Origin of the sequence: Primorskyibacter aestuariivivens (genome assembly GCF_028023675.1) — a bacterium.
Taxonomy (GTDB): domain Bacteria; phylum Pseudomonadota; class Alphaproteobacteria; order Rhodobacterales; family Rhodobacteraceae; genus Marinovum; species Marinovum aestuariivivens.
The window spans coordinates 100365-126853 of the sequence record NZ_JAQIOZ010000012.1; the positions used below are offsets into that span (position 1 = coordinate 100365).

The following is a 26489-nucleotide window of genomic DNA, read 5'->3' on the forward strand; positions in this document are numbered from 1 at the left end:
GGGCAAACACTCAATTTCGAAATCTCCCCCAACTGACCAAAGGGTTGCACTGCCATGAATGACACCATCGTAATCACTGCCAGTTGCGCTGATGTCGCGTCCCCGGATCTCCTCCCTGCCGAAGGACACTCGGCGGATGCACCCTTTGGCAATTTTTCGGTGTTTTGTCTCGATCACTCCGGTTTCGAGACCGCCCCCCGCGCGGTACGAGGACGTCACACGCGCGTGTCCTACAGATTGAACAAGATGATCCCGCGCCTGCTTGAGCGCGCCGGTCTGACCGCCGATGCTCTGGCGGGTCCCGGTTGCGGCATGGTGTCGGGCTCCAGCTACGGCTGCTCTCAGGTTTACGAAATGCATCGCAGGCTGAAAAAGATGGGCCCCCGTGGTGTGGATGCAGTGCGCTTTGCACAGGCAACCCATAATTACCCGGTCTCCGCCTGCGCCATTGACTACAAGATCGAAGGGCCGTGCCTGTCGGTGCTCAATGCGGAAACCGCCGGTCTGGATGCACTGCAATGCGCGCAGGACTGGCTGCGTGCCGGACGGTGTGACCGGGTCCTGGTGGCAGCCTACGAGGACCTTGCACCGCCCATTGGCGATCACCTTGCCGACCGCGCGCGTTCCTTGCCCAAACAAGGGTTTGGCGAGGCAATGGTCCTGGTTCTTCTGGAAAAAGCCTCGGTTGCGCAGCGTCGGGATGATCTGCCGATCCTGACCCATGTTGCCCCTGTGCCTCCGGGCGGGGCGGGGCTGTCCGTTACATCTCACTCGCCGGGTTCCCCGGGTTTCACCCCCAGAACACTGGAATATCTCGGCGCCGGCGGTCTGATCGCCCTGCACGACCTGCTGAACAGCCCCGAGGCGGGCCAGCGCGGTCCGCAGCAGTGGCAGATCTCCGCAGCTGGTCAAAGCGGCAGCGGCATTGTCGCCGGCATCGGGATTGGACAAATGGAAGACTGCCTATGACCCGCTCTGTCGTCGTCACCGGGCTGGGTGTGGTGTCGCGTGACATCACCTGCCTGGCTGATTTTCAACGCGTTCTCGACCATGGCGGTTCTGAACCCGAAGCCCCGCTTCAGTTCGACACTGAACAGTTTCGCGCCCGCCGTGCGCACGCAACGGACCCGGACGCGACGCAAGCGGCGTTGAGCGCGGCCATTGAGAACGGGCGTCTGCCTGATCTGGACGGTGTGGAGCGCGACTGCGCCGGGCTGGGCCTGTTGGCGGCGCTTGAGGCGCTGGGGCATGCCGGTCTTGATGGGGCGGCGCGCAAGAAAATGGGATGCGCAGTCGCCACCACCTCGGGTGGGCTGATGGATCGCTACAGCGATGCGTTGGACGACAATCGGACCGGAGATGGAGCGCTTGTGACACCTGGCAGCGCCGCACAGGTCTTTTCCAAGGTCTTTGCGCTGAACGGACCGGTCTGTGCCTTTTCCTGTGCCTGCATGTCTTCGCTTGGGGCTTTGTCCTATGCCATGGCGCGGGTGGAAAACGGGGATACGCCGCTGATGCTGGTTGGTGGATCGGACCGGATGCGCGAAGCGGATTTCGCCGGGTTCAATGCCTTGCGCGCCATGGATCGTGACCGGTGCCGCCCCTTCGACAAGGAGCGCCGGGGCATGATGATCGGTGATGGCGCTGCCATGCTGGTGATCGAAGATGAAGAGCATGCGCGCGCCCGGGGTGCCACCACTCTGGCAAGGCTGGCGGGCATCGGTTTGTCCGCCGACAGCCACCATATCACCAGCCCGGACAGCCGTGGCCTCACCCGCGCCATGCAGCAGGCGCTGACCATGGCAGGCAAGCGCCCGGATGAGATCGGCTATGTGAACTGCCACGGCACCGGCACACCGCTCAATGATGCCGCCGAGGCAGAAGCGTTGTCCAATATCTTTGTCAAAGACGCGCCGCGCCCTGTCATCAGTTCGACCAAAGGGGCAACAGGCCACCTTCTGGGCAGCGCAGGCGCGATCGAGACCATCGCCACGATCCTGGCGCTCAACGCCGGGGAGGCCCCGGTGATGGGCACCACGCTTGACCCCGAAGACATCAGTTTCCGGATGCCGTTCCCGGAGACCGACCGCAAATTTGACGGCTCCGTCGCCATGAAGAACTCGCTTGGGTTCGGCGGCTTGAACGGCAGCCTCATCCTTGAACGCCTGACCACGGGAGAGACCTGATATGCGTGCCATCCAAAGCCTGCTGCCCGACACATCCGGTGGCAATTACCGACCCGAGCTGATGCAGACCTTTCTTGATGGTCTCATCCAATGGGCCCCGGCGCTGAACGCGGGTTGGCAACAGGACGACAAGACAGGCGATTTCGGACATGAGCGCTGGAAAGCGCTGGTCGAAGCCGGGTTGACCGGTGTGGTGACCAGCGAGGATTTTGGCGGGCTTGATCTGTCGGTGCAGGAATTGACCGAGCTTCTCGAAACGCTGGGGTATATCTGCGAAGATGCAGGGCTTGGCTTTTCGCTGGCCACACATCTGTGCAGCACCTGTTTGCCGATTGAGAAATTCGGCAGCGACGCGCTGAAGGCAGACCTCCTGCCGCAACTGGTCGAGGCGGCCCAGGTGGGTGCCCATGCCATCACCGAACCCGACAGCGGCTCGGATGCCTTTGCCATGAAGACCGAGGCCGTGCGGGACGGGGATGACTACATCCTGAACGGCGAGAAATGTTATATCTCCAACGCACCGGTCGCTGATATCTGTGTCGTTTACGCCCGGACCCACCCGACCAAGGGAGCGCTGGGCGGGTTCTCAGCCTTTGCCGTGGATTGCGACAGCCCAGGTTTCACCATCGGCAAGAAACGTTCGAAAATGGGTCTACGTACCGCGCCCATGGCGGACCTCTATTTCAACAACGTTCGGGTGCCCGTCAGCCGCCTGATCGGGCGCGAAGGGCAGGGCTTTGCCATTCTCGACTATGTCATGCGCTGGGAAATCCTCTGTGTCTTCGCCATCCAGGTCGGCGAGATGCGCCGCCAGCTCGAACGCAGCGTGACCTATGCCAAGGAGCGCAAGCAATTCGGCGCGCCCATCGCCAGCTATCAGGCCATCTCGCACCGGATCGCGGACATGCATATGCGCCTGCAATCGGCGCGCAGCTGGCTGTCGCGCATGGTGCGCGCAATGGATGGCGGCGGGCAGGCCTCGCTTGAGATCGCGTCCGCCAAGCTCGCCATATCCGAGGCCCATGTCGCCAATTCCATTGACGCCATCACTTTGCATGGCGGCTCGGGCTACATGAGCGAGACCGGCATCGAAAGCCACCTGCGCAACGCGATGGGCGGTCTGATCTACTCGGGTAGCTCGGACATTCAGAAAAACCGAATTGCCGCCATGCTTGGCCTTTGACCGGGAGACGGACCCATGCTTCAACGCAACAGTTTTGACATCAACGGAACACAATCCTTTTCGGATCTTTTGCGCCGCGAAATGGATGTGATGCCGGATGCGGCCATCCATGGCTCTGACGGCGCTGTGATTACCTATGCAGAGTTGCAAGAGCGCTCTGATACGATCCGCAGCACCCTGCCCGGTCCCGGACAACGGGCCGAGGAAAGCATCGCGATCTGCGCGGCGAAAACCCATGATTGCCTTGCTGCCATTCTGGCGGTGCTGGCCACCGGGCGCGCCTATGCGCCGCTGGACCCGACCCATCCGACCGCCCGGCTGACAACCATTCTTGACGATCTTCACCCCTCGGCGGTGGTCGTGGACGCCTCGACCGAGGCGCTGCTGAAGCCTTGGGCACATGCCACCGGCACACCGTTGATCGACCTTGACCTGATCGCTGAGAGGGATCCGTGTGTCGCGACGCTGCCGGTCGTCTCGGTGCAACAGGATCTGGCGGCCTTGCTGCACACATCCGGCTCGACCGGCAAGCCCAAGCGCGTCGAAATCGAAGCCCATGCGCTCAATGCCTTTCAGGGCTGGGTGATTGATGAACTGAGCCTGCGGATCGACGACTGTGTCATGAGCCACGCGCCCTTTGCCTTTGATCTGTCCTTCCTCGATATCTACGCGTCGCTGATGTCCGGTGCGGGGCTGGTGCTCGCCGACAGCAAAACCGCCCGAAACGGCGCGCGCCTGTGCGACCTGATCCAACAGGCCGGTGTCACGGTCTGGCACTCCGCCCCCTCGGCGCTGAAACTTCTGGCGGAAAGCGCTGGCGACAAGGTCATGCCGACGATGCGCTGCGTCCTGTTTGCGGGTGAACCGATGCCCGCCCGGGTGTTGCAGCGGCTGTTCCGGATTTTCCCCAATGCGCGGTTCCTGAACATCTATGGTTGTACCGAGACGAACGACACGTTCTTCTATGAGGTCCCGCGCGAGAATACGCCCGACCCCCTGCCTTTGGGTCGCAAGCTCCCTTATGTCGCGTTTCTTCTGGCTGACGCCGATGGTGCCGAGATCAATGGCGAAGGCGAAGGAGAGCTCTGGGTCAGTTGTCCGACCATGATGCGGGGCTATGCCGATCCTGAACTGACCACGGCTGTGCTGGCCCATCGCGACGGGCGCAGCTACTACCGCTCGGGCGATCTTGTGCGCCGCGACGCAGAGGGCGTGATCCATTTCGTTGGTCGCGTCGACACCGTGGTCAAGCTCAGCGGTGTGCGGGTCGACCTGAACGAGGTGGACTTTGCGCTGGCCAGCCACCCCGGCGTGGATGAGGCGTTGAGCTTTGTCACCTATACCAGCGACGGTACCGTTCTGAACGCCTGGGTCACATCGCATTGCGATGAACTCAACAGCCTCGATCTGCGGTTGCACCTCATGAAAACCTTGCCGACCCCGGCCATCCCCCGCAATTTCACCGTTTCCCTGTTGCCGGTTCCCCGGAACTCCAACGGGAAAGCCTGCAGGCGTCTTCTGGCACAAACCTGCGAATCCGCCGCCAAGTAACGGCATCCCACACCATCCAAACAACCAGACATTTCAAAAAGGAGACCTCAAATGTCGTTCCAATCCCTTCGCAGCTTTATCGCCGAAGAATTCGCTCTGGACATCCCGGCAGACCGCCTGACGCCCGAGCTGGACCTGATCGAAACCGGCATTGTCGACAGCCTTGGCGTGTTGAAGCTGATCGCCTTTCTCGAAGGGGAATATGACCTCACCATCACCCCCGATGAGCTGGACGCCGACCTTTATCGCAGCATTGGCCAGATCGAGGAGCTGATCGCGTCCAAAACGGCCGCTGCGGCCTGATCCCACCACGCCACTCACACCCAACAAGGAGCAAAGACCATGACGCCGGACCGCACCGCTGCGCGACTGATCGCAGGCGAAACACCGACCGAAGACCAGATGCGGGCCTATTGGCGCGCCACCGACGAGGGTCTTTGCAACAGGGCCGAAACCGTTGCCGTTCTGGCCGCGCTTTCGGCCCGGCCTTCCGACCTCGGGCTAATGCGAAGCTTTGTGCAATATGTGCAGGAAAGCGCCCCGCCCGTTGCACTGCCTTCGGCGCGCCATGCGGTGAATATCGTCGGCACTGGCGGCGGTCTGTCCACCTTCAACATTTCGACAAGCGCGTCTTTCGTCGTCGCGGCGGCGGGCGGAAAGGTGATCAAGTCGGGCTCTTCGGCCTATTCCTCTTCGGTGGGGTCCGGTGACATTCTGAATGCGCTCGGCCTTCCCGGGGCGAAATCCGACCACCTGACCGATGCGATGCTATCCGAGACCGGGCTCGCCTTTGCAGCCCAGGGGCGCTATGCGCCGATCCTGAAACGGCTGGCGATTTCCGCCATGCCGCTGAATTTCAAGGTCATCGGCCGGTTCGTGAATGCGCTGGGTCCGCTCATTTCGCCCTACAAGATGCGCGCGCATGTGATCGGGGCGTCCAGCCCGCAATTGTTCAAGCAGATCCATGGGATCGCTGCGTCGCTGAACATTCCGGCCTTTGTCGTGCACGCGAAACTGGGGGTTGATGAGCTTCTGAGCATTTGCCCCAATATCTGCCAATGGAACCATCAGGACAGCGCCTCGCGGCTTGAGCCGCTGGAACTTGGCCTTGCCTCCGGTTCGCCCGAAGCCTTGGCCGGCGGCGATCTGCAAACCAATATCGCGCTGATGACCGATCTCCTGCAGGGCAGGGCTGGCCCCGTCGCGTCGCAAACCGTTGCGTTGAACGCTGGTGCTGCGCTCTATGCTGGCGGGGTTGCGCCGGATCTGGCGGCAGGCACCAGGCTTGCGCTGGACTGCATCGCCGATGGCGCGCCCTACCGAAAGCTGGAACAGGCCCGCGCGTTCCTGAGCGCGGAAGCTCCGAAAGTGGGGCGCGCTGCATGAATTATCTTTTCCATGACCGGCTGGCCGCGGCGCAGGCGCCCCTGATCGCCGAGATCAAGCCGCACTCTCCAAAGCTTGGGCCTTTGCTGGATGGACGCCAGGTGGCGGATGTTGCGCAGGACTATGCCGAGGCGGGTGCGCCGTGTCTGTCGGTCACAACGGGGGCCTGGCACGGCGGCAATACGGGTATGATCAATGACATGGCGCAAACCGGACTACCCGTTCTGCGCAAGGATTTCATAACGTCCGAACGCCACCTGACCGAGTCGCTGGATGCCGGCGCGTCTGCGGTCCTGTTGACATGTACGCTTCTGCGCCGCGCCGACGTGGTGCGTCTGGCCGAAGCGGCGCTCAAACACGGGCTGACGCCGTTTGTCGAAGCGGCCTCGGCCAAGGAGCTGGAGGGCTTGTCGCTGCCGTCCGGGGCCATCCTTGCGATCAACAATCGCGACATTCGCGGCAAGGAGGTGGATGATGGCGGCGTTGAACAAAGCGAAGCCCTGTTCGACATGGCGCGCGCCCAGCATGCCGGTCTTCTGGTCAGCGCCTCCGGGCTCACCACGCCCGGCGCCGTCACCCGCGCCATTGCCGCAGGGTTTGATGGGGTTCTGGTGGGAACCGCGTTGCTGAGTGGCGCTGGCACAGCCGCCGATGCCGCCCGCACATATCTGCACGCCGCCTCGAAACCGATGGTGCCAGCGTGAAGCCACCCCTGAATTGCCCGCCCCCCGTTGGCGGAGAAACCATTGTCATTCTCGGTGCCAAGGAACGCCCCGGCTCCGTCTTGTTCCAATGCCTGTCCTGCCGGGGATACCTACCCATCCTTACCACCTGTCCGGAAAAGGCGCTGAACCTGCAAAGGCAAGCACTGGTGTCCGCCTTTGTCGTGATGGACAGCAGGCCCGTGGAGGATGCTTTGGAGTTTTGCCGCAAGCTGCGCCGGATCAATACGGTGACGCCCGTGATCGCCATTCTGAACGACGCCACCCGCGCGCGGGGCATCGAGTTTCTGGAACAGGGCGCGGATCATTTCGAAGTGCAGCCCCTGCGCATTGATGCCTTGCTGGGCACGCTTCGCTCTATTGCGTGGCGCCCCCTGCGCCAGCTTGGCCCGATGCTGTTCTGACCCTTCGGTTTGTTCGTTTGACATGTTGTGCCGGACAAAGGCGCGTGGGGTCCACACCCGCGCGCCTTTGTCCGGTTGAAACCCCTTTTGGCGTGGTCTAATCGGGCAGGGAATAACGATTCATGGCGAATTCCGGGTGGCGCCTGGGCGGGGCGCAAAGATCAAAATTTTTGTACCGCGACCAAAGAGACCCGCGTTTCCACTGTCAGAAAAGGGCTTAAAAACATGGCCGAAAACACTTCTCCCGACATTTTGTATACCATTGTAGACGAAGCGCCCGAGCTGGCCTCTGCCTCGTTCCTGCCGATCATCCGCAAATTTGCAGATGCCGCCGGTGTGACAGTGGGCACCAAGGACATTTCGCTGGCCGGTCGCATCATCGCGACCTTCCCGGAAAACCTGACCGAAGAACAGCGTCAGAGCGACGATCTGGCCGAGCTGGGGCAACTGGTGAAGACGCCCGAAGCCAATGTGATCAAGCTGCCCAACATCTCGGCTTCGGTGCCGCAATTGGTCGCCGCGATCAAGGAATTGCAGGGTCAGGGGTATGATCTGCCCGATTACCCCGAAGAACCCAAGACCGACGCAGAAAAGGCCGTGCGCGCGCGTTACGACGCGATCAAAGGCTCGGCTGTGAACCCGGTTCTGCGCGAAGGCAACTCGGACCGCCGGTCTGCCCGCGCGGTCAAGAACTTCGCCCAGAACAATCCGCATTCCATGGGCACCTGGTCCGCCGACAGCAAGACCAAGGTCTCTTCGATGTCGGGCGGCGATTTCTATGCCAATGAGAAATCCGCCACTATCACCGCCGCTCAGGCTGGTGACGCCAAGATCGAATTCGTTGCCAAGGACGGCACTGTCACCGTGCTTAAAGACGGCTGGACGCTGGAAGAAGGCACCATTGCCGACGCGACCTTCATGTCCGCCAAGGCGCTGGCCTCCTTCTTGGGTGAGGCGATTGAAGACACCAAGGCTGACGGCACCATGTTCTCGCTGCACATGAAAGCCACGATGATGAAGGTTTCGGACCCGATCATCTTTGGCCACGCGGTCAAGGCATGGCTGGCACCGGTGTTTGAAAAATACGGCTCTGAACTTGAGGCGCTGGGCGTGAACCCCAATTCCGGCATGGGTGACCTGCTGAAGCGTGTCAAAGGCAATGCCGAGATCATGGCCGCCATCGAAGCGGTGCGCGCCGAGCGCCCCGAGATGTACATGGTGGACAGCGACAAGGGCATCACCAACCTGCACGTACCGTCCGATGTGATCATCGACGCCTCCATGCCCGCCGTGATCCGCGCAGGCGGCAAGGGCTGGGACGGCAAGGGCAACAAGGGCGACACCAACTGTGTGATCCCCGACCGCTGCTACGCGACTGTCTATGACGAGACGATCAATTTCTTCAAAGCCAATGGCGCGCTGGACGTGACCACCGCGGGCTCCGTCGCCAATGTCGGCCTGATGGCGCAAAAGGCCGAAGAATACGGCTCGCACCCGACCACCTTTGAGGCACCTGCAGACGGCACCATTCGCGTGGTTCTGGCCAATGGCGAGACGCTGCACAGCCATGAGGTTGAGGCTGGCGATATCTGGCGTGCCTGCACGGTCAAGAAAGCCCCGATCGAGAACTGGATCGAACTGGCGTTGGACCGTCAGCGTCTGACCGGGTCCGAGGCGATCTTCTGGCTGGATGCCAACCGCGCGCATGACGCCGAACTGATCAAATATGTGGAACCGGCGCTGGCAGCCGCGGGCAAATCCGACCTGTTCCAGATCATGGCACCCCGTGAAGCCACGGCGCAATCGCTCAAGACCATCACCGCAGGCAAGGACAGCATCGCCATCACCGGCAACGTGCTGCGCGACTACCTGACCGACCTGTTCCCGATCCTTGAACTGGGCACCTCGGCCAAGATGCTGTCGATCGTGAAGCTGATGAATGGCGGCGGTCTGTTTGAGACCGGCGCTGGCGGCTCGGCCCCCAAGCACGTGCAGCAGCTGGTGGAACAGAACCACCTGCGCTGGGACTCCATGGGTGAGTTCTGCGCGCTGGGCGAAAGCCTGAAATTCCTGGCCGACAGCCGTGGCAATGCCAAGGCCGGTGTGCTGGGCGCGGCGGCGGAAGTGGCCACGCAGGGCATTCTCGACAACAACCGCAGCCCGAGCCGCAAGGTGGGCGAGCCGGACAACCGCGACAGCCATTACTGGTTCGCCCGTTACTGGGCCGAAGCACTGGCCGCGCAATCCGACGATGCCGATCTGGCCGCGCATTTCGCCCCGATTGCCAAGGCGCTGGCCGACGGCGAAGAGACGATCCTGTCCGAGATCGCAGCCGTGCAAGGCCCGGCGGCGGATATTGGCGGTTACTACAACCCCAGCGTTGAGAAAAAGGCCGCTGTGATGCGCCCGAGCGCAACGCTGAACGCCATCATCGGCTAAGGCCGGGCGCGACTGAACACAGTTCCTCGCAGTCTTTCGGGATTGCGGGGGCACAAGACATCGGGGCATCTGACCAAGCGGACGGTCAGGTGCCCTTTTTCGTGGGAGTGCAGGCACTGACGCGGCGCTCAGCTCCCGCTTGCCACCCGGCGCACGGTTTCGATCCGCGCGGCATTGGGCGGATGGGTGCCCAGAAACCGGTTGCCGGGGTCGGGCAGCCGGTTAAAGAATTCCGCCCCGCGAATGGGATCATACCCCGCGCGTTGCGTGATGATCGTGCCAAGTGCGTCGGCTTCCAACTCGAATTCCTTGGAAAAGGTGCGTATGCCCAGCGCCGCCCCGAATTCCTGCCCGGCGCGAATCGCATCGGCGTCACCTCCCGAAATCGTTGCCGCCGCACCGCCGAAAATCTGTGCGCCGAGCGATGCGCCCCGTCTGGCCCGTTCAAAATGGCCCGCGATGTGATGCGCGGCCTCATGTCCCATGATAAACGCCAGTTCGTCTTCATTCTCGACCGCAAGGATCAGCGCGAGGTTGAAGGCAATCAACGGTTCGCCATTGCGACCCAAAGTGTGAAAAGCATTCGGGGGCTGTCCCAGACGGTCGTCCACGACGATCTGGAAATCGCAGTTCACATTGCTGGTGCGTTCCCGGCAAACCTGTTCGGCCACCGGCTCCACGGTTTTCACCACGCGCACGAATTGCCGTGCCGCGTGGTCCGCACGCTGGCGCAGTTCTGCCTCGCTTGGGGCGGGGACTGTGCCGGGCGCGGGCCTCGGCTCCGGGGGAACCGTGGCGCAGGCGGACAGAAACAGGATCAGGGCAAGCGCGAAGCGCAGCATGGGGCCTCCGGGTGATTTGGCTTCAATCTAGGACGCGCGGGAAAGGGCCGCCATAGGCATTTATACCCTTGGCGGCGGCTTGCCGGTCACTATGTCGTGGGACATGAGCGAACATCTGACCGTCATATACAACGACACTTGTCCCATCTGTGCGCGCGAAGTGAACGCGTATCGCGACCGCACGGACCCACAGGCGGTGCGGTATCACGGCGTGTCGCAGGGACAGCTTGCGCAATTTGATCTGACCGAGGACGAAGCCGCCCGGCGATTCCATGTGATCCGCGCGGGAGAGCGTCTTGAAGGTGTCGATGCATTTGCAGCGCTCTGGGCGCGGATCCCGCGCCTGCGCTGGCTTGGCTGGATGGTCATGCGCCCGGGCATCCATGGGCTGGCCATGCTGGTTTATAACCGGATTCTCGCGCCGTTGCTCTATGGAGTGCATCGCAGGCGCGTCCGCCGGTTGCAAAAGCGCGTCAGCAAGCTAGGCTGAGCGCATGTTCAGCATCGAGCACGAATTCGACGCGACGGTTGTGACACTGGTCGATGAAGGCGAAGCGCCCTTGCAGGAGGATGTGACCGTCAACGCGTTCGAAGAATGCGTGACGGTCGAGCAATATGATCCTCGCACCGACACGGTTCAGAGAATAACGCTGTCCATGACCCAGATGCGCGATCTTGCCACCGCGATCAACATGCCCGAAGGCGTGTATCGCCGGGATTGATCACACGATCCGGAACAGCTTGTCCCGCGAGGTTGCGCCGCGCACCAGACGCAGGCGCGATTTGGCCAGCCCCAGGGACTTCGCCAACAGTTTCTGCACGGCGGCATTGGCCTTGCCATCTTCTGGCGGGGCCGTCACGCGCACGGTGATTTTGCCGTCTGCGTCCCGCACAACCGCGTTGCGCCCGGCGCGTGGCGTGACCCGGACCAGTATTTCGGTGCCGGGGTTGGCAAGATCAGAGAGATCGGGAATGTCTTTCATGTCTCCCCCTTAGCCGGGTGGCGGACAGGATGCAAAATGCGGGCAGGCCCTTGAAACCCCCGGACGGGCAGGTGAGATATGCCCCAGGTCAAGGAGTTACGACATGCCTCACCCGAACCCGGACGCGATGGCGTTCCTGTTGTCCCGCCGGTCCCGTCCGGCCAAGACGTTGCGTGCACCGGCCCCGGATCGCGCGGCACTTGAACCGATCCTCACCGCGGCGGCACGCAGCCCCGATCACGGCAAGCTAGAGCCTTGGCGCTTTATCGTACTCGAACGCGGCGCGCTGCATCGTCTGGCGGGACTGGTTGAAGAACGTGGCCCGGACCTCGGCCAGGACGCCGATCAGATCGCCAAGGCGGCATCAGCCTATCGCGACAGCCCATTGGCGGTTGTAGTCGTAGAGATCCAGAAGTCCTCGGAAAAGATCCCGCAGATCGAGATGACCTATTCCGCAGGAGCGGTCTGCCTTGCGCTGTTGAACGCGGCGCTGGCCTCGGGCTGGGGGGCGAACTGGCTCTCGGGCTGGGCCAGCCATGACAGGGCCTTTGTCGAGCAAGGGCTGGGGCTGAGCGCAGATGAACGCGTCGCCGGGATCATCCACATCGGCACCGAAACCAGCGCGCCACCCGAACGGCCGCGACCGGATCTGGACACCATCACCGAATGGGTGACGGAATGATCTTTCAGTCGTTCTTCAAGGCGCTGGCGCAGCTGAGCGACCCGCGTTTCCGGCGTGTGCTGTGGTTGGGCATTGGTCTGACCCTGGCTTTGCTGATCGGCTCCTATGCCGGGCTTTTGTGGCTGATCGAATGGTTGACCGGGGAAAGCACCGAACTGCCGCTCGTGGGCGAGGTGACCTGGGTCGGAGATTTGCTCAGCTTCGGGTCATTCTTCCTCATGATCGTGCTGTCGATCTTTCTCATGGTCCCTGTGGCCTCTGCCATCACGTCCATGTTCCTCGATGAGGTGGCACAGGCGGTCGAGGATCGGCATTACCCCCACCTGCCACAGGCAGACAAGGTGCCATTTTCCGATGCCTTACGTGATACGCTGAACTTCCTCGGCGTGCTGATCGCGGCGAACCTGCTTGCGATTGTCCTGTATGTTATGTTTCCGCCTGCCGCGCTGTTCATCTTCTGGGGATTGAACGGGTTTCTGCTGGGACGGGAATATTTCACGCTTGCCGCCATTCGTAGGATTGGTCGCACTGGTGCGAAAGACCTGCGCGCAAAGCATCGTGGCGCTATCTGGATGGCAGGGATATTGATGGCGATGCCGCTTTCGGTGCCGCTGGTGAACCTGCTGATACCTATTCTTGGTGCCGCGACGTTCACTCATATCTTTCACGCGTTGAACGCGCGGCGCTGATGTTTTCAGTCGTGATCCGGGATCACATGGTCTGGCTGAATTTCAGGGACAGATGTCAGGAACTTTCCTAGGCTGGGCGCGGGAAGTGCGACAAAATCCGAAGGAGAGTGGAAATGCCGGAGACAGAGGTTTTGCACGGCCAGTGCCTGTGCGGTGCGGTCAAAGTGACGTTGACCGGCGGGATGGGACGTACAATGGAGTGCCACTGCAGCGAATGCCAGACCGTGATGGGGGGTGGCCCGGCCTATCTCACCATGGTCGATCGGGCCAATACGGACCTGTCCGGAGAGCGGCGCGGCTACACGGTCAATGGCGCAAGCGGCGGCGAGGTCACGCGGTTTTTCTGCCCGGTTTGCGGAACGCCGACACATTCCGAGCTTGAGAGTTTCCCGGACAAATACGTTCTCAAGGTCGGGCTCTTCGCGCCCCAGAGCGCGGCAGCGCCGGGCATTGCAATCTGGACGGGATCAGCGCCGGACTGGCATCCGGTAACGGAAGGAATCCCGCAATTCGAGAAAAGGCCATTACCGCAGAAATAGCGTTAATTCGCCTCGCGCGGGCTCATTCGATTGAACATCCAGCTGTCGATGTCGCGTACGGTGATCACGTCAAAAATGATGATCGACGCGATAATCCCCCAGAGCACGAGCGCCACAAGCGTGGTGATCTTGGCCTTTTTGCGCAGGTTATGCACCTCGGGCGAACTGGCATGCGTGCCGTGTACCACATTGCCCAGATCGCCCTGCGTCTGGAGGCGGATCGGGATCACGATCAGAAATGTCATGAACCAGATGACGGCATACAGGACAAGCGCAGAGGTAATGGCCATTCGGGAGGCTCCTTTGCATTAGAGCATGTTCAGCCAAAGTGGGCACCGGTTTGGCGGTTCGAACATGCGACCAATCAATAAGTTAGAGCGTGGCCAACGAATCCGATTGGACGAGACACGCTCTGGGCTGCTGCGGATATAGCGCCTGTTGCCCCGCCGGAAAAGGCGTAGGGTGGGCATTTCTGCCCACCGTATCTTGCGGTCAGACTTGCTCCAGCTCGACGAGACAGCCGTTGAAATCCTTGGGGTGCAGGAACAGCACCGGCTTGCCATGCGCGCCGATCTTGGGCTCGCCTGTGCCGAGTACCCGCGCACCGGTTTCCTTCAGGTGGTCACGTGCGGCGATGATGTCGTCCACTTCGTAGCAAACATGGTGAATGCCGCCCGAAGGGTTCTTTTCCAGAAACCCGTTGATCGGGGAATTCTCGCCCAGCGGGTAGAGCAGTTCGATCTTGGTGTTTGGCAGTTCGATAAAGATCACCGTGACACCGTGATCGGGTTCGTCCTGCGGCTCTCCGACATTGGCACCCAGCGCGGTGCGGTATTGCGCGGCGGCGGCTTCGAGATCCGGGACAGCGATGGCGACATGGTTGAGACGACCGATCATGACGGGCTCCTTTCAATTGCGTTGCCGGGATTTATGCGCAGTGCAGCACGGTCTGACAAGCGGACAGGAGCGCGCAGATGCCGCGCCGCAGCGTCACGGCCGGGCAAGCATTAAGCGAATGGTAACCAAGCCCGGCCATCCTGCGACTCGGTCAGGAGGATTTGCCATGGATGATCTGGAAGAATTCGATCTCAATCGTGCTCCGACAGCGGCGCGACCGCTCCTTGGGTTGACGGTTCTTGTGGTAGAGGACAGCCGCTTTGCCTGCGAAGCCGTCCGGCTTTTGTGCCTGCGTAGCGGGGCGCGTATCCGAAGGGCCGATTGCCTGCGTTCAGCACGGCGGCATTTGCGGGTCTATCGTCCCTCTGTCGCGATTGTCGATCTGGGCCTGCCGGACGGTTCCGGCGCGGAATTGATCTCGGAACTGGCGGTAGGCGTGCCGCGGATTCCGGTCCTGCTCGGCACCAGCGGCGACGAATTCGCGGAGGATGTGGCCGTTGCGGCGGGGGCGGATGGCTTCTTGCCCAAGCCGATCACATCCCTGTCGGGGTTTCAGGAGCTTGTCCTGTCGCTGATGCCCCCCGAGCGCCAGCCGCTTGGACCCCGGCCGATCAACGAGGACGAGGTGCGGCCGGATATTCTGGCCTATCGCGATGACATGGCCCATGTGGCGGGGCTTTTGGCCGAAGGCACCGATGATCGCACGATCGATTATGTGGGCCAGTTCCTGCGCGGCGTGGCGCGCAGCGCCCATGACGAGGCGCTGGGCGCGGCGGCCGAGACCCTGATCGAGATGCGCCAGAAAGGACGGCCCGTGGTGGCCCAAGCGGCACGCATTGCAGGCATGGTACAGCAAAGGATCGTGGACCGGATTGCCATTTGAGTGGACCGGTCCCCCGGGCAGAGGTCAGAGCGCGGGGTCACCCGTGACGCGAACAAGACGCGTCAGATCGCTGAGCCGTTCGATCTGTTGGCCCTGGGCATCAAAGTTCTCGGGGCGGAGCCAAGCCGCGTAGGCTTCTTTCAGCGCGGGCCATTCTCGGTCGATGGCGGCAAACCATGCGGTGTCGCGGTTGCGGCCCTTGACCACCAGTGCCTGACGAAACACGCCCTCATAGCTGAATCCAAGCCGTTGGGCGGCGCGACGCGACGCAAGGTTGAGCGCGTTGCATTTCCATTCATACCGGCGATAGCCCGCCTCGAACGCCCATTGCATCATGAGATACATGGCGTCGGTCGCGGCGCGGCACTGGGCGAGAGACGGGGAAAAATTGATATTGCCCACCTCGATGGACCCAGCCTCGGGCGCGATGCGAAGATAGCTGGCTACACCGCCGAACTGGCCGGTATCCTTGTCCTTGATGGCGTAGAACAGGTGATGGTCCTGCGCCACCGTCTCGCGGACCCAGCGATGGTACTGTGCAGCCGAGTGAAAGGGACCGTAAGGCATGTAATCCCACCGGTCATCATGACCCTCAAAGGCACGAAACAGAAGTGCAGCGTGGGCCTCGGCGTCCAGCGGTTCAAGGCGGGCATATTGCCCCTCAAGTGGCTCGCCCGACGGAGCGGGCGGCGAAGACCAGCTTTCAACTTTTTCACCCAGTATATTCATTACCATGGCCCCTTTTTCAGCATTCAGGATAAAAGCCTGAAAAACGGGCGTAATATGTAAATCGCGACCCCAATCAGCCGCGATTCAACAAGGGATGAAACAATCTCGATTAATGTGACGGCAACTTGGTCCCCCAGTGTTCCGCGCGGCTTTCCAGCCTTGCAGCACCAGCGTGGAATAGCGCCGCAAGCCGCAGGCACACCGAACAGCCCACCGAAGGACGCGCATCGCGCAGCTTCGGCGTTGTGGCGGTGTTGAGCTTGGGGTCCCAGCCCGCGCGCAGCATCATGAAATCGAGTTCGGAAAATTGCGGTTGGTTGCGATGATGGGTCATGTCCGTGTCCTTTCGGTCAGAAGTCTTGCTGTCTGACCACAGAATGCCCGTTTGCCCCGGGTGCCGACAAACGATGGTTTCTCACGACATGGGTTAGAAAAATTTGTATATAGGGGTATGGCCCACCGGATACCCCCGTTGAAACAACTCTTTTCGTTCGAGGCTGCCGCACGGCATCAAAGCTTCAAGAAGGCAGCCGAAGAGCTCCATGTCACCCATGCTGCAATCAGCCATCAGGTGCGTGCGCTTGAGGAACAGCTTGGTCGTCAGTTGTTCCACCGCAAGACGCGGCAGGTGGTACTGACCGAGGCGGCCGAACCCTTTGCAAAACGTCTGAGCGAGGCCTTTGGAGCAATTGCCGAGGCTGTGGAGGCGATGGAAGACAAGCAGCTTGAGGGGCGGCTCACCCTCTCCGTCGCGCCATTCTACGGGAACCGGATGCTGATGCCCCGATTGGCACGTTTCCGCGCGGCGTTTCCGCAGATCGAACTGGATATCCAGATGACAGGCACGGTGATCGATCTGCAGGCCGGGGATGCGGATGCCGCGATGCGCTATGGAACAGGGGACTGGCCCGGGCTGACCGTGCTGCGCCTGTCAGAGGATCGTGTCGGCCCGGTGGCCGCGCCACGGTTTGCAGAGCGGCTGAGCATACCGGTGACGCCGGAGGCTTTGGCAGATCTGCCGCTGGCCATCAATCAGGGGGCGCGGCAGGATTGGCGCGATTGGTTCACGGCGGCGGGGCATGACGGCCCCGACCCGGCGATGACCGAATATTCGGACCGCGCCCGCGCGGTTGATTTCGCCTTGTCGGGAAATGGGGTCGCATTGGCCGATGTCTACCTGACAGAGCAGGACGAGGCTGATGGCCACCTCGTCCGGCTCGATCCGCTGACGGTGCCGTCGCGCAAGACGATGCACCTCGTCTTTCCCAGAACCGATTATCCCGATCCCAAGGTCATGGCGTTTTACAACTGGTTCCGCGAAGAGCTTGGCGCTCAGTCGTCCTGAGGGATCACCCGCAGGCCCAGTTCCATCAGTTGATCCGAAGACGGGTCGGACGGCGCGGACATCATCAGGTCTTCGGCGCGCTGGTTCATCGGGAACATGATGACCTCGCGGATGTTTTCCTGATCCGCCAAAAGCATGACGATCCGGTCGATCCCGGCAGCACAGCCCCCGTGCGGTGGCGCGCCATAGTGGAACGCATTGAACAGCGCGCCAAAGCGGGATTTCACCTCGTCCTCGCCATAGCCCGCCAGCTCAAAGGCTTTCAGCATCAGGTCCGGCTTGTGGTTCCGGATCGCGCCCGAGACCAGTTCATAGCCGTTGCAGGCCAGGTCATACTGATAGCCTTTGACCGCCAGCGGATCGCCATTCAGCGCCTCCATCCCGCCCTGCGGCATGGAGAAGGGGTTGTGCTCAAAGTCGATCTCGCCGCTTTCCTCGTCCTGTTCATAGATCGGGAAATCCACGATCCAGGCAAAGGCGAAACGGTCCTTCTCGGTCAGACCCAGTTCGTTGCCAATCACCGTGCGCGCCTTGCCTGCGACGGTTTCAAACGCCTTGGGCTTGCCACCCAGGAAAAACGCCGCGTCGCCCACGCCAAGGCCAAGCTGCTGGCGGATCGCCTCGGTGCGCTCGGGGCCGATATTCTTGGCCAGCGGGCCCGCGGCTTCCATGCCCTCGCCCTGATCGCGCCAGAAGATATAGCCCATCCCGGGCAGGCCCTCTTGTTGAGCGAACTTGTTCATCCGGTCGCAGAACTTGCGCGAGCCGCCGGTTGGCGCGGGGATGGCGCGGATCTCGGTGCCGTCCTGTTCCAGCAGCTTGGCAAAGATCGCAAAGCCCGAGCCGCGGAAATGCTCGGAGCAATCCTGCATCTTGATCGGGTTGCGCAAGTCGGGCTTGTCGGTGCCGTACCATTTGGCTGCGTCCTTGTAGGAAATCTGCGGCCAGTCCTGATCGACTTTGCGACCGCCGCCGAATTCCTCGAAAATCCCCGTCAGCACCGGCTGGATCGCGTCGAACACGTCCTGTTGCTCGACAAAGGACATCTCCATGTCGAGCTGGTAGAAATCGGTCGGCGAGCGGTCGGCGCGCGGGTCTTCGTCGCGGAAACAGGGCGCGATCTGGAAATACTTGTCATAGCCCGACACCATGATCAGCTGTTTGAACTGCTGCGGGGCCTGGGGCAGGGCGTAGAAACGGCCCGGATGCAGGCGCGACGGCACGAGGAAGTCGCGCGCGCCTTCGGGGCTGGAGGCGGTGATGATTGGCGTCTGGAACTCGCGGAACCCCTTGTCCCACATGCGGCGGCGCATGGAGGCCACCACGTCGGAACGCATCTTCATGTTGTGCTGCATCGCTTCGCGGCGCAGGTCGAGATAGCGATAGCGCAGGCGGGTTTCCTCGGGGTATTCCTGATCGCCGAAAACGATCAGCGGCAGTTCGTCCGCCGCGCCCAGCACTTCCATGTCCCGAATGTAGACCTCGATCTCGCCGGTCGGGATCTTGGCGTTGATCAGGCTCTCGTCACGCGCCTTGACGTTGCCGTCGATGCGGACACACCATTCAGAGCGGAGTTTTTCCACCTCGGCAAAGACCGGGCTGTCCGGATCGCAGAGCACCTGTGTCATGCCATAGGTGTCCCGAAGGTCGATAAACAGCACGCCGCCATGGTCGCGTACACGATGCACCCAACCGGACAGGCGGACGGTTTCGCCCACGTTGGATTTGTTCAGTTCGGCGCAGGTATGGCTGCGATAGGCGTGCATTTCGGGCTCCCTTCGGGGGGTCAAACGGTTGTCGCGCCGATACACCTTGCCCGAGGGGGAAAGTCAAGCAGAGAGGGGCGCGGGGAGAGGTGCCGCGCCCCTTCGTGGTCACATCTCGTGGATCTCGGCAATCTCAATGGATCCGTTGCCGCCATCGAGGATTGGGCAGCCCTTGCCCATTTCCGCCGCCGCGTCCAGAGTGTCGGCCTGCACAATGGTGTAGCCAGACAACGGATTGGCCCCGCCACCCTCGGACAGGCCGCTTTTGGTCAAGGTCGAGGACAGGCCAACCGGATTGCCGGGATCGACGATGGCCTCACCCAGTTCCTGCATCCATGACATCCACGCCGCCATGACCTTTTCGCCCTCTTCCGGGGTCTCGGGCACGCCTCCGCCGTGATAGGCAAACATGAATTTCGGCATGGTCTTTCCTCCTGTTGATTAACTTGATTGCGTGCTGGCAAAAGCGGTCAGACGGGCAAGGCTCGCGTTCCAGCCCATTTCGTGAGAGCGGCCAAAATCGTCGTCGGGCAGCCCGGTGTGATGGATTGTAAAGAGACTTCCATCCCCGTCCGCAGTTACCGAAAAGGTTACAGTGCTTACATCACTTTGCCGTCCATTGGCGTTCAGCCATTGCCAGGAAAACGTCACGGTCATGTCGCCAGTGCTCAGCACCTCGCCGCCATGGTGGAACGGGTTGCCTTCGTCACTGCGCATCTTCGCGAACCACGGGCCGGGGCGGGTGAAATCCAGCTCAGCCTCTTCGATGGACCAGCCGTCATGCCCCCACCACAGGGCCAGCATGTCGGGCTGGGTGACAAACGCGAAAACGCGGGTAGGGGGCGCATCAAAGCGGCGGGTGAGGGTGACGTCGATCATTGGGTTGGCCCTTGGTTTTTCAATGCGCGTTCCAGCCGGTTCATGCCACTTTCCCAGAACTGGCGTGCCGCGTTGGCCCAATCCACCAAGTCTGAGAGGCCCTGCGGCTCGACAGAGTAAAGCCTTTTTTGCGCGCGTGCGCGTCGCGTCAGGATGCCCGCCTCTCGCAATATGCCCAGATGCTGCGAAACGGCTGGGGCGGAGATGTCAAAATCCTTGCCCAGATCCCCGGCTGACAACTCACCCTCACGCAAGAGCCGGTCCACAATGGCAAAGCGTACCGGGTCGGCGAGGGCGGCGAAGGTTTGTGGCAAATCGGGCATTCGAGGTCCTGTCTTTTGGCCGATAATTCAGCGATTCTTTAATTAAGTAAATGCTAAAATACATCGTCGTTTTGGTCTGCGACCTTTCAGACGGTGGTTTTCCACGGCTTTCGCCCTTGATCCCGGGCCGTCGATGTCTATAACCCACGACAATTTGCGCCCCCGCTCCCGCGCGTCACCCGAATCCAGAGGTCTGCCATGCCCAAACGTACCGATATCCAGTCGATCATGATCATTGGCGCGGGGCCGATTGTCATCGGGCAGGCCTGTGAGTTCGACTATTCCGGCGCGCAGGCGTGTAAGGCGCTTCGGGAAGAAGGCTACCGGGTGATCCTTGTGAACTCCAACCCGGCCACCATCATGACCGATCCGGGCCTTGCCGATGCGACCTATATCGAGCCGATCACGCCCGAGGTTGTGGCCAAGATCATCGAAAAGGAACGCCCTGATGCGCTCTTGCCGACGATGGGCGGGCAGACCGGGCTGAACACTTCGCTGGCGCTCGAAGAGATGGGTGTGCTGGAAAAATTCGGTGTTGAGATGATTGGCGCCAAGCGCGACGCCATCGAAATGGCCGAAGACCGCAAGCTGTTCCGCGAGGCGATGGACCGTCTGGGCCTTGAAAATCCCAAGGCGACGATCATTACAGCGCCCAAGAAAGCCAATGGTGGCGCCGACCTTGAAGCGGGCGTACAGATGGCGCTTGACGAGCTGGAAGAGATCGGCCTCCCCGCAATTATCCGCCCGGCCTTTACCCTTGGCGGCACCGGCGGTGGCGTGGCCTATAACCGCGAGGACTATATCCATTTCTGTCGCTCGGGCATGGATGCCTCCCCGGTCAACCAGATCCTTGTCGATGAAAGCCTGCTTGGCTGGAAAGAATTCGAGATGGAGGTTGTGCGCGACAAAGCCGATAACGCCATCATCGTCTGTTCCATCGAAAACGTCGATCCGATGGGTGTGCATACCGGCGACTCGATCACCGTGGCCCCGGCACTGACGCTCACGGACAAGGAATACCAGATCATGCGCAACGGCTCGATCGCCGTGCTGCGCGAGATCGGGGTCGAGACCGGCGGGTCCAACGTGCAATGGGCGGTGAACCCCGAAGATGGCCGTATGGTGGTGATCGAGATGAACCCGCGCGTGTCGCGTTCTTCGGCGCTGGCGTCCAAGGCGACCGGTTTCCCGATTGCCAAGATCGCGGCCAAGCTGGCGGTGGGTTATACGCTGGACGAGCTGGACAATGACATCACCAAGGTCACGCCCGCTAGCTTTGAGCCGACGATCGATTACGTGGTCACCAAGATCCCGAAATTCGCGTTTGAGAAATTCCCGGGTTCCGAGCCTTACCTGACCACGGCGATGAAATCCGTGGGCGAGGCCATGTCGATCGGCCGCACAATCCACGAGTCGCTGCAAAAGGCGCTGGCCTCGATGGAATCCGGGCTGACCGGATTTGACGAGGTCGAGATCGAAGGCGCTCCGGAAAAATCCGCCGTGATCAAGGCGATCAGCCAGCAAACCCCGGATCGGATGCGCACCATTGCCCAAGCGATGCGCGAGGGTCTCACCGATGACGAGATCCACGGCGTCACCATGTACGACCCTTGGTTCCTTGCCCGTATCCGCGAGATCGTAGAAGCCGAAGAACGGGTGAAGGCCTCAGGTCTGCCGACGGACGAGGCAGGCTTGCGCGAGCTGAAGATGATGGGCTTTACCGATGCCCGCCTCGCCAAGTTGACCGGGTTTTCGGAAAAGGACATCCGCAACCGCCGCATCACGGCGGGCGTTGTGGCCTCCTTCAAGCGTATCGACACCTGCGCCGCCGAATTCGAGGCCCAGACGCCTTATATGTATTCCACCTATGAAGCCCCGATGATGGGCGATGTTGAATGCGAAGCGCGGCCCTCGAACAAGAAAAAGGTGGTCATCCTCGGCGGCGGTCCCAACCGGATCGGGCAGGGGATCGAGTTCGACTATTGCTGCTGTCACGCCTGTTTCGCGCTGACCGATGCGGGCTATGAGACGATCATGGTCAACTGCAACCCCGAGACCGTGTCGACCGACTATGACACCTCGGACCGCCTCTATTTCGAGCCGCTCACGTTCGAACACGTGATGGAAATCCTCCGCGTCGAGCAGGAAAACGGCACCCTGCATGGCGTGATCGTGCAGTTCGGTGGCCAGACGCCGCTGAAGCTCGCCAATGCATTGGAGGCCGAGGGCATCCCGATCCTTGGCACCACGCCGGACGCTATCGACCTTGCCGAAGATCGCGAACGCTTCCAGGCGCTGGTCAACCAGCTTGGCCTGAAACAGCCCAAGAACGGCATCGCCTCGACCGATGCGCAGGCGCTGGCGATTGCCGAGGATATCGGCTTCCCGCTGGTCATCCGCCCGTCCTACGTGCTGGGTGGCCGCGCGATGGAGATCGTGCGCGATATGGGCCATCTGGAGCGCTACATCAAAGAGGCGGTGGTGGTGTCGGGCGACAGCCCCGTGCTCTTGGACAGCTATCTCGCCGGTGCGGTGGAACTGGATGTGGACGCGCTTTGCGACGGCGAACAGGTCCATGTGGCGGGCATCATGCAGCATATCGAAGAAGCCGGCGTGCATTCGGGCGACAGCGCCTGTTCCCTGCCGCCCTATTCGCTGGACGCCGCCACCATCGACCGCATCAAGGAGCAGACCCATGCGCTGGCCCGCGCGCTGAATGTCGTGGGCCTGATGAATGTGCAATTCGCGATCAAGGATGACGAGATCTACCTGATCGAGGTGAACCCGCGTGCCTCGCGCACCGTGCCGTTTGTGGCCAAGGCGACCGATAGCGCGATTGCGTCGATTGCTGCGCGCGTCATGGCGGGCGAAAAGCTTTCGACCTTCCCGATGCGCGAGCCGCATGGCGAGAAGATCGATTATGACAGCGACGTGCCAATGGCCGACCCGATGACGCTGGCCGATCCCAACATGCCGTGGTTCTCGGTGAAAGAGGCGGTGCTGCCCTTTGCCCGTTTCCCCGGCGTAGACACGATCCTTGGCCCGGAAATGCGCTCCACCGGCGAGGTCATGGGTTGGGACCGCAGCTTTGCCCGGGCGTTTTTGAAGGCGCAACTGGGCGCGGGAATGATCCTGCCCAAAGGGGGCAAGGTGTTCTTCTCCATCAAGGACGCGGACAAGACACCCGCGCTGGTGGAAACCGCGCAGATCCTCGACGGGTTGGGCTTCTCCATCGTGGCGACCTCGGGCACGGCGGCCTTCCTTGGCGAGCACGGGATTGCGGCGGATGTGGTCAAAAAGGTCTATGAAGGCCGCCCGAACGTGGTCGACATGCTGAAAAACGGCGAGATCGCGCTGGTGATGAACACCACCGAAGGCTCGGCGGCCGTGAACGACTCGCGCGAGATCCGCTCCGTGGCGCTCTACGACAAGATCCCCTATTTCACCACCGCCGCCGCCGCCCATGCCGCCGCGCGGGCCATGCAGGCAAGGTCAGAAGGGGAGTTGGTGGTGAAGTCGTTGCAGGGGTGACTTGTAGGGTGGGCAGTTTTGCCCACCGTGGCACATTGGTGGGCAAAACTGCCCACCCTACGCGGTATAGCCCCACCAAATCAAAAACATCCCCAACACCACCCGATACACCACATACGGCGTGAAGCTCACCGAGCGCAGCAACCGCATCATCAGCGACAGCGCCAGAAGCGCCGCGCCAAAGGCGAAGACCGCGCCGATGCCCGCGAGGCGCAGCATCTCCCAATCGGCCTCGCCCACCACTTCCGCGCCCAGCAAAACACCCGAGGCGATGATCGTCGGGATCGACATGAGCATCGAAATCCGCGCGGCCACGGAGCGTTCGTAGCCCAAAAACCGCGCGCCGGTGATGACGATGCCCGAGCGTGACGTGCCGGGAATCAGGGCGATGGCCTGCCACAGCCCCAGTATCCAGGCGTCGCGGGTGGACCAGTCGGACGCGGTCTTGTGCGGTGCGCCCTTTTGGTCGGCCCAGTAGAGCACCAGCCCGAAGCCGAGCATCGTCCAGCCGATGACGGTGACCGAACGCAAGGCGACATCCAGACCGGTAAGTTTCAGCGTCAGGCCCAGCGCCGTCACAGGGATCGTGGCCAGCATCAGCAGAAAGGCCAGCCTTGCCCCCGGCGTGTCAATGCGGCCCTGCACAAGGCGCGGCACCCCACCCAGCACAATGCGCACATCGCGCCAGAAATAGAGGATCACCGCGCCCAGCGTGCCGACATGGACGGCGACGTCGATCGCCTGTCCCTGGTCCTGCATTCCGGTCAGATTCGGCAGCAGAATCAGGTGCCCGGAACTGGAAACAGGTAGGAATTCGGTCAGGCCCTGGATCACGGCGACGAGAAAAAGATGGAAGAGCGTCATGTGGATGGGCCTGTCTCGGAACTGTCCCCCTTGTATAAGGCCAATAAAAACAAAGGAAAGCGACAATAAAGGTCCGCTTTGGTATATAAATTTCTGCTTTGCGGCAAAAATTCTGGGAGCGAATGCGGCGCGCGCGGAAAATTGGTCAGCACATTTGACTTTTCAAGCGCTCTGCTCTGCGCTAGAACCGCGCCAACTCACTAAAAGCCGGAGCTGAGCACAATGGCCAAGCAGCCGATGTTGAAATTCGTCCAAGTTGACCGCGACATGCCCATCAAGCGGGCCGCGGATGAACGCAACACTGATTTTGACGAAATCTACGCCGAATTCGCCAAGGCCAAGGCCGAAGAGCAATCCAGCCGCTGCAGCCAATGTGGCGTGCCCTATTGCCAGAGCCATTGCCCCCTGCACAACAATATTCCCGACTGGCTGCGTCTGACCGCGACGGGCCGGTTGCAGGAAGCGTATGAGGTCTCTCAGGCCACCAATACCTTCCCGGAAATCTGCGGTCGCATCTGCCCGCAGGACCGCCTGTGCGAAGGCAATTGTGTGATCGAGCAATCGGGCCACGGCACCGTGACCATTGGCGCGGTTGAGAAATACATCACCGACACGGCTTGGGAAAAGGGCTGGGTGAAACCGGCCTCGCCCGAAACGGAACGCACGGAATCCGTGGGTATCATCGGCGCTGGCCCCGGTGGCCTTGCGGCGGCTGACATGTTGCGTCGCGCCGGTGTGCAAGTCACCGTCTATGATCGTTACGACCGCGCGGGCGGGCTGCTCACCTACGGTATTCCGGGCTTCAAGCTGGAGAAGCCGGTGGTCATGCGCCGCAACGAACAGCTGGAAGCGGGTGGCGTGACGTTCAAGCTCAACTGCAATGTGGGCGAGGATATCTCCTTTGACGAGATCCGTGCCGCCCATGATGCCGTGATCATCGCCACAGGCGTTTACAAGTCCCGCGATCTGGGCGGGCCGGGCGCGGGTGCGCAGGGGATCGTCAAGGCGATTGACTACCTGACCGCGTCCAACCGCGCGGCCAATTTTGGCGACAGCGTGCCGGAATTTGAAAGCGGCGAACTGAACGCCAAGGGCAAGAAGGTCGTTGTGATCGGCGGTGGTGACACCGCGATGGATTGTGTCCGCACCGCCATTCGTCAGGGTGCCGAGAGCGTGAAATGTCTCTACCGCCGCGACCGTGCCAACATGCCAGGGTCGCAGCGCGAAGTTCAGAATGCCGAGGAAGAAGGCGTCGTGTTCGAATGGCTGACCGCACCCAAGGGGTTCGCCGGTGAGCCGGTGACCGGCGTCATGGTGCAGCGCATGCGTTTGGGCCGCCCCGACGCGACGGGCCGTCAGGCGCCGGAAGTGATCGAAGGCTCCGACTATGTCGAACCCGCCGATCTGGTGATCAAGGCGCTGGGCTTTGAGCCGGAAGCGCTGCCCTCCCTTTGGGGGTGCGAGGATCTTCCGGTGACCCGCTGGGGCACCATCAAGGCAGCGTTTGAGACCGGCGCGACCGATCTCGACGGCGTCTATGCGGTGGGTGACATCGTGCGCGGCGCGTCGCTGGTGGTTTGGGCCATTCGTGACGGGCGCGATTGCGCGGCGGCGATCCTTGAGAAATTCAATGCGGGCAAAGGTGCCATCGCGGCGGAATAAGCGC

Annotated in this window: 29 protein-coding genes; 18 read left to right on the top strand and 11 right to left on the bottom strand. The window is 61.7% G+C overall.

Features of this window, described 5'->3' with window-relative positions; genetic code table 11:
- The first annotated feature begins 54 nt into the window (after positions 1–54).
- The 9 genes from PGB28_RS13545 to PGB28_RS13585 all read left to right on the top strand — a co-directional run bounded on the left by PGB28_RS13545 (position 55) and on the right by PGB28_RS13585 (position 9871).
- Positions 55–969 carry a beta-ketoacyl synthase N-terminal-like domain-containing protein gene (locus PGB28_RS13545; protein WP_271422050.1) on the top strand — a complete coding sequence of 305 codons (915 nt, stop codon included), beginning with the start codon at positions 55–57 and terminating at the stop codon, positions 967–969.
- On the top strand, positions 966–2186 hold the full coding sequence (locus PGB28_RS13550) for a beta-ketoacyl-[acyl-carrier-protein] synthase family protein (RefSeq protein ID WP_271422051.1): 1221 nt from the start codon (positions 966–968) through the stop codon (positions 2184–2186). The genes PGB28_RS13545 and PGB28_RS13550 overlap by 4 nt, the downstream gene beginning before the upstream one ends.
- A gap of 1 nt (position 2187) precedes the next feature.
- The gene (locus tag PGB28_RS13555) at positions 2188–3369 is read left to right on the top strand and encodes an acyl-CoA dehydrogenase family protein (RefSeq protein ID WP_271422052.1); all 1182 of its coding nucleotides are present in this window, start codon (positions 2188–2190) and stop codon (positions 3367–3369) included.
- A 15-nt stretch (positions 3370–3384) separates the two neighbouring features.
- A complete protein-coding gene (locus tag PGB28_RS13560) occupies positions 3385–4920 on the top strand; it encodes an AMP-binding protein (RefSeq protein ID WP_271422053.1) in 1536 nt (511 codons plus the stop codon).
- 51 nt (positions 4921–4971) lie between these two features.
- Positions 4972–5223 (top strand): acyl carrier protein, encoded by a 252-nt coding sequence (locus tag PGB28_RS13565; RefSeq protein WP_271422054.1) that lies wholly within the window; start codon positions 4972–4974, stop codon positions 5221–5223.
- 39 nt (positions 5224–5262) lie between these two features.
- Positions 5263–6306 (top strand): anthranilate phosphoribosyltransferase, encoded by a 1044-nt coding sequence (gene trpD / locus PGB28_RS13570; protein WP_271422055.1) that lies wholly within the window; start codon positions 5263–5265, stop codon positions 6304–6306.
- Positions 6303–7010, top strand: coding sequence for a beta/alpha barrel domain-containing protein (locus PGB28_RS13575; RefSeq protein WP_271422056.1), 708 nt, complete (start codon positions 6303–6305; stop codon positions 7008–7010). The genes trpD and PGB28_RS13575 overlap by 4 nt, the downstream gene beginning before the upstream one ends.
- A complete protein-coding gene (locus PGB28_RS13580) occupies positions 7007–7432 on the top strand; it encodes a response regulator (protein ID WP_271422057.1) in 426 nt (141 codons plus the stop codon). Before PGB28_RS13575 ends, PGB28_RS13580 begins: the two co-directional genes overlap by 4 nt.
- Positions 7433–7657: 225 nt before the next feature.
- Complete coding sequence (locus PGB28_RS13585; RefSeq protein WP_271422058.1) at positions 7658–9871, top strand: NADP-dependent isocitrate dehydrogenase; 2214 nt, start codon at positions 7658–7660, stop codon at positions 9869–9871.
- Between the two features lie 128 nt (positions 9872–9999).
- On the opposite strand, the gene PGB28_RS13590 is transcribed toward PGB28_RS13585, so the two are convergent.
- The gene (locus tag PGB28_RS13590) at positions 10000–10713 is read right to left on the bottom strand and encodes a M48 family metallopeptidase (protein WP_271422059.1); all 714 of its coding nucleotides are present in this window, start codon (positions 10711–10713) and stop codon (positions 10000–10002) included.
- A gap of 103 nt (positions 10714–10816) precedes the next feature.
- Between PGB28_RS13590 and PGB28_RS13595 the strand changes: the two genes are divergently transcribed.
- Both PGB28_RS13595 and PGB28_RS13600 read left to right on the top strand, forming a co-directional pair.
- A complete protein-coding gene (locus PGB28_RS13595) occupies positions 10817–11203 on the top strand; it encodes a thiol-disulfide oxidoreductase DCC family protein (RefSeq protein WP_271422060.1) in 387 nt (128 codons plus the stop codon).
- A gap of 4 nt (positions 11204–11207) precedes the next feature.
- Entirely contained in the window at positions 11208–11435 is a 228-nt protein-coding gene (locus PGB28_RS13600) for a hypothetical protein (RefSeq protein WP_271422061.1), read from the top strand.
- Here the strand turns inward: PGB28_RS13600 and PGB28_RS13605 are convergent, their stop codons facing one another.
- Positions 11436–11696: a DUF167 domain-containing protein gene (locus tag PGB28_RS13605; RefSeq protein ID WP_271422062.1), complete on the bottom strand. Its 261-nt coding sequence runs from the start codon at positions 11694–11696 to the stop codon at positions 11436–11438. It abuts the gene before it with no gap.
- A 103-nt stretch (positions 11697–11799) separates the two neighbouring features.
- On the opposite strand from PGB28_RS13605, the gene PGB28_RS13610 reads away from it, so the two are divergent.
- From PGB28_RS13610 to PGB28_RS13620, 3 genes are all read left to right on the top strand, one after another.
- Complete coding sequence (locus tag PGB28_RS13610) at positions 11800–12378, top strand: nitroreductase family protein (protein WP_271422063.1); 579 nt, start codon at positions 11800–11802, stop codon at positions 12376–12378.
- On the top strand, positions 12375–13067 hold the full coding sequence (locus tag PGB28_RS13615; RefSeq protein ID WP_271422064.1) for an EI24 domain-containing protein: 693 nt from the start codon (positions 12375–12377) through the stop codon (positions 13065–13067). The genes PGB28_RS13610 and PGB28_RS13615 overlap by 4 nt, the downstream gene beginning before the upstream one ends.
- A gap of 113 nt (positions 13068–13180) precedes the next feature.
- Positions 13181–13606, top strand: coding sequence for a GFA family protein (locus PGB28_RS13620; protein ID WP_271422065.1), 426 nt, complete (start codon positions 13181–13183; stop codon positions 13604–13606).
- Positions 13607–13608: 2 nt separating this feature from the next.
- Here the strand turns inward: PGB28_RS13620 and PGB28_RS13625 are convergent, their stop codons facing one another.
- Positions 13609–13896: a DUF1467 family protein gene (locus PGB28_RS13625; protein WP_271422066.1), complete on the bottom strand. Its 288-nt coding sequence runs from the start codon at positions 13894–13896 to the stop codon at positions 13609–13611.
- 202 nt (positions 13897–14098) lie between these two features.
- Complete coding sequence (gene mce, locus PGB28_RS13630) at positions 14099–14503, bottom strand: methylmalonyl-CoA epimerase (protein WP_271422067.1); 405 nt, start codon at positions 14501–14503, stop codon at positions 14099–14101.
- Between the two features lie 166 nt (positions 14504–14669).
- Here mce and PGB28_RS13635 point away from each other — a divergent pair, with 166 nt between their 5' ends.
- The gene (locus PGB28_RS13635; protein WP_271422068.1) at positions 14670–15386 is read left to right on the top strand and encodes a response regulator; all 717 of its coding nucleotides are present in this window, start codon (positions 14670–14672) and stop codon (positions 15384–15386) included.
- 24 nt (positions 15387–15410) lie between these two features.
- Here the strand turns inward: PGB28_RS13635 and PGB28_RS13640 are convergent, their stop codons facing one another.
- Both PGB28_RS13640 and PGB28_RS13645 read right to left on the bottom strand, forming a co-directional pair.
- The gene (locus PGB28_RS13640; RefSeq protein ID WP_271422069.1) at positions 15411–16121 is read right to left on the bottom strand and encodes a GNAT family N-acetyltransferase; all 711 of its coding nucleotides are present in this window, start codon (positions 16119–16121) and stop codon (positions 15411–15413) included.
- Between the two features lie 103 nt (positions 16122–16224).
- Entirely contained in the window at positions 16225–16449 is a 225-nt protein-coding gene (locus tag PGB28_RS13645) for a hypothetical protein (protein ID WP_271422070.1), read from the bottom strand.
- Between the two features lie 138 nt (positions 16450–16587).
- On the opposite strand from PGB28_RS13645, the gene PGB28_RS13650 reads away from it, so the two are divergent.
- Entirely contained in the window at positions 16588–17460 is an 873-nt protein-coding gene (locus PGB28_RS13650) for a LysR substrate-binding domain-containing protein (protein WP_271422071.1), read from the top strand.
- Here PGB28_RS13650 and aspS read toward each other — a convergent pair.
- From aspS to PGB28_RS13670, 4 genes are all read right to left on the bottom strand, one after another.
- Positions 17448–19226, bottom strand: a complete 1779-nt coding sequence (aspS, locus tag PGB28_RS13655; protein WP_271422072.1) for an aspartate--tRNA ligase — start codon at positions 19224–19226, stop codon at positions 17448–17450. The two genes, PGB28_RS13650 and aspS, sit on opposite strands and share 13 nt — an antisense overlap.
- 108 nt (positions 19227–19334) lie before the next feature.
- A complete protein-coding gene (locus tag PGB28_RS13660; protein WP_271422073.1) occupies positions 19335–19649 on the bottom strand; it encodes a YciI family protein in 315 nt (104 codons plus the stop codon).
- 18 nt (positions 19650–19667) lie between these two features.
- Positions 19668–20105 carry an SRPBCC family protein gene (locus tag PGB28_RS13665; protein ID WP_271422074.1) on the bottom strand — a complete coding sequence of 146 codons (438 nt, stop codon included), beginning with the start codon at positions 20103–20105 and terminating at the stop codon, positions 19668–19670.
- The gene (locus PGB28_RS13670; RefSeq protein WP_271422075.1) at positions 20102–20428 is read right to left on the bottom strand and encodes an ArsR/SmtB family transcription factor; all 327 of its coding nucleotides are present in this window, start codon (positions 20426–20428) and stop codon (positions 20102–20104) included. The genes PGB28_RS13665 and PGB28_RS13670 overlap by 4 nt, the downstream gene beginning before the upstream one ends.
- Positions 20429–20626: 198 nt before the next feature.
- On the opposite strand from PGB28_RS13670, the gene carB reads away from it, so the two are divergent.
- The gene (gene carB, locus PGB28_RS13675; protein WP_271422076.1) at positions 20627–23959 is read left to right on the top strand and encodes a carbamoyl-phosphate synthase large subunit; all 3333 of its coding nucleotides are present in this window, start codon (positions 20627–20629) and stop codon (positions 23957–23959) included.
- A 57-nt stretch (positions 23960–24016) separates the two neighbouring features.
- Here the strand turns inward: carB and PGB28_RS13680 are convergent, their stop codons facing one another.
- Entirely contained in the window at positions 24017–24823 is an 807-nt protein-coding gene (locus PGB28_RS13680) for an undecaprenyl-diphosphate phosphatase (protein WP_271422077.1), read from the bottom strand.
- A gap of 222 nt (positions 24824–25045) precedes the next feature.
- Between PGB28_RS13680 and PGB28_RS13685 the strand changes: the two genes are divergently transcribed.
- Positions 25046–26485: an NAD(P)-dependent oxidoreductase gene (locus PGB28_RS13685; protein ID WP_271422078.1), complete on the top strand. Its 1440-nt coding sequence runs from the start codon at positions 25046–25048 to the stop codon at positions 26483–26485.
- Positions 26486–26489: the final 4 nt, after the last annotated feature.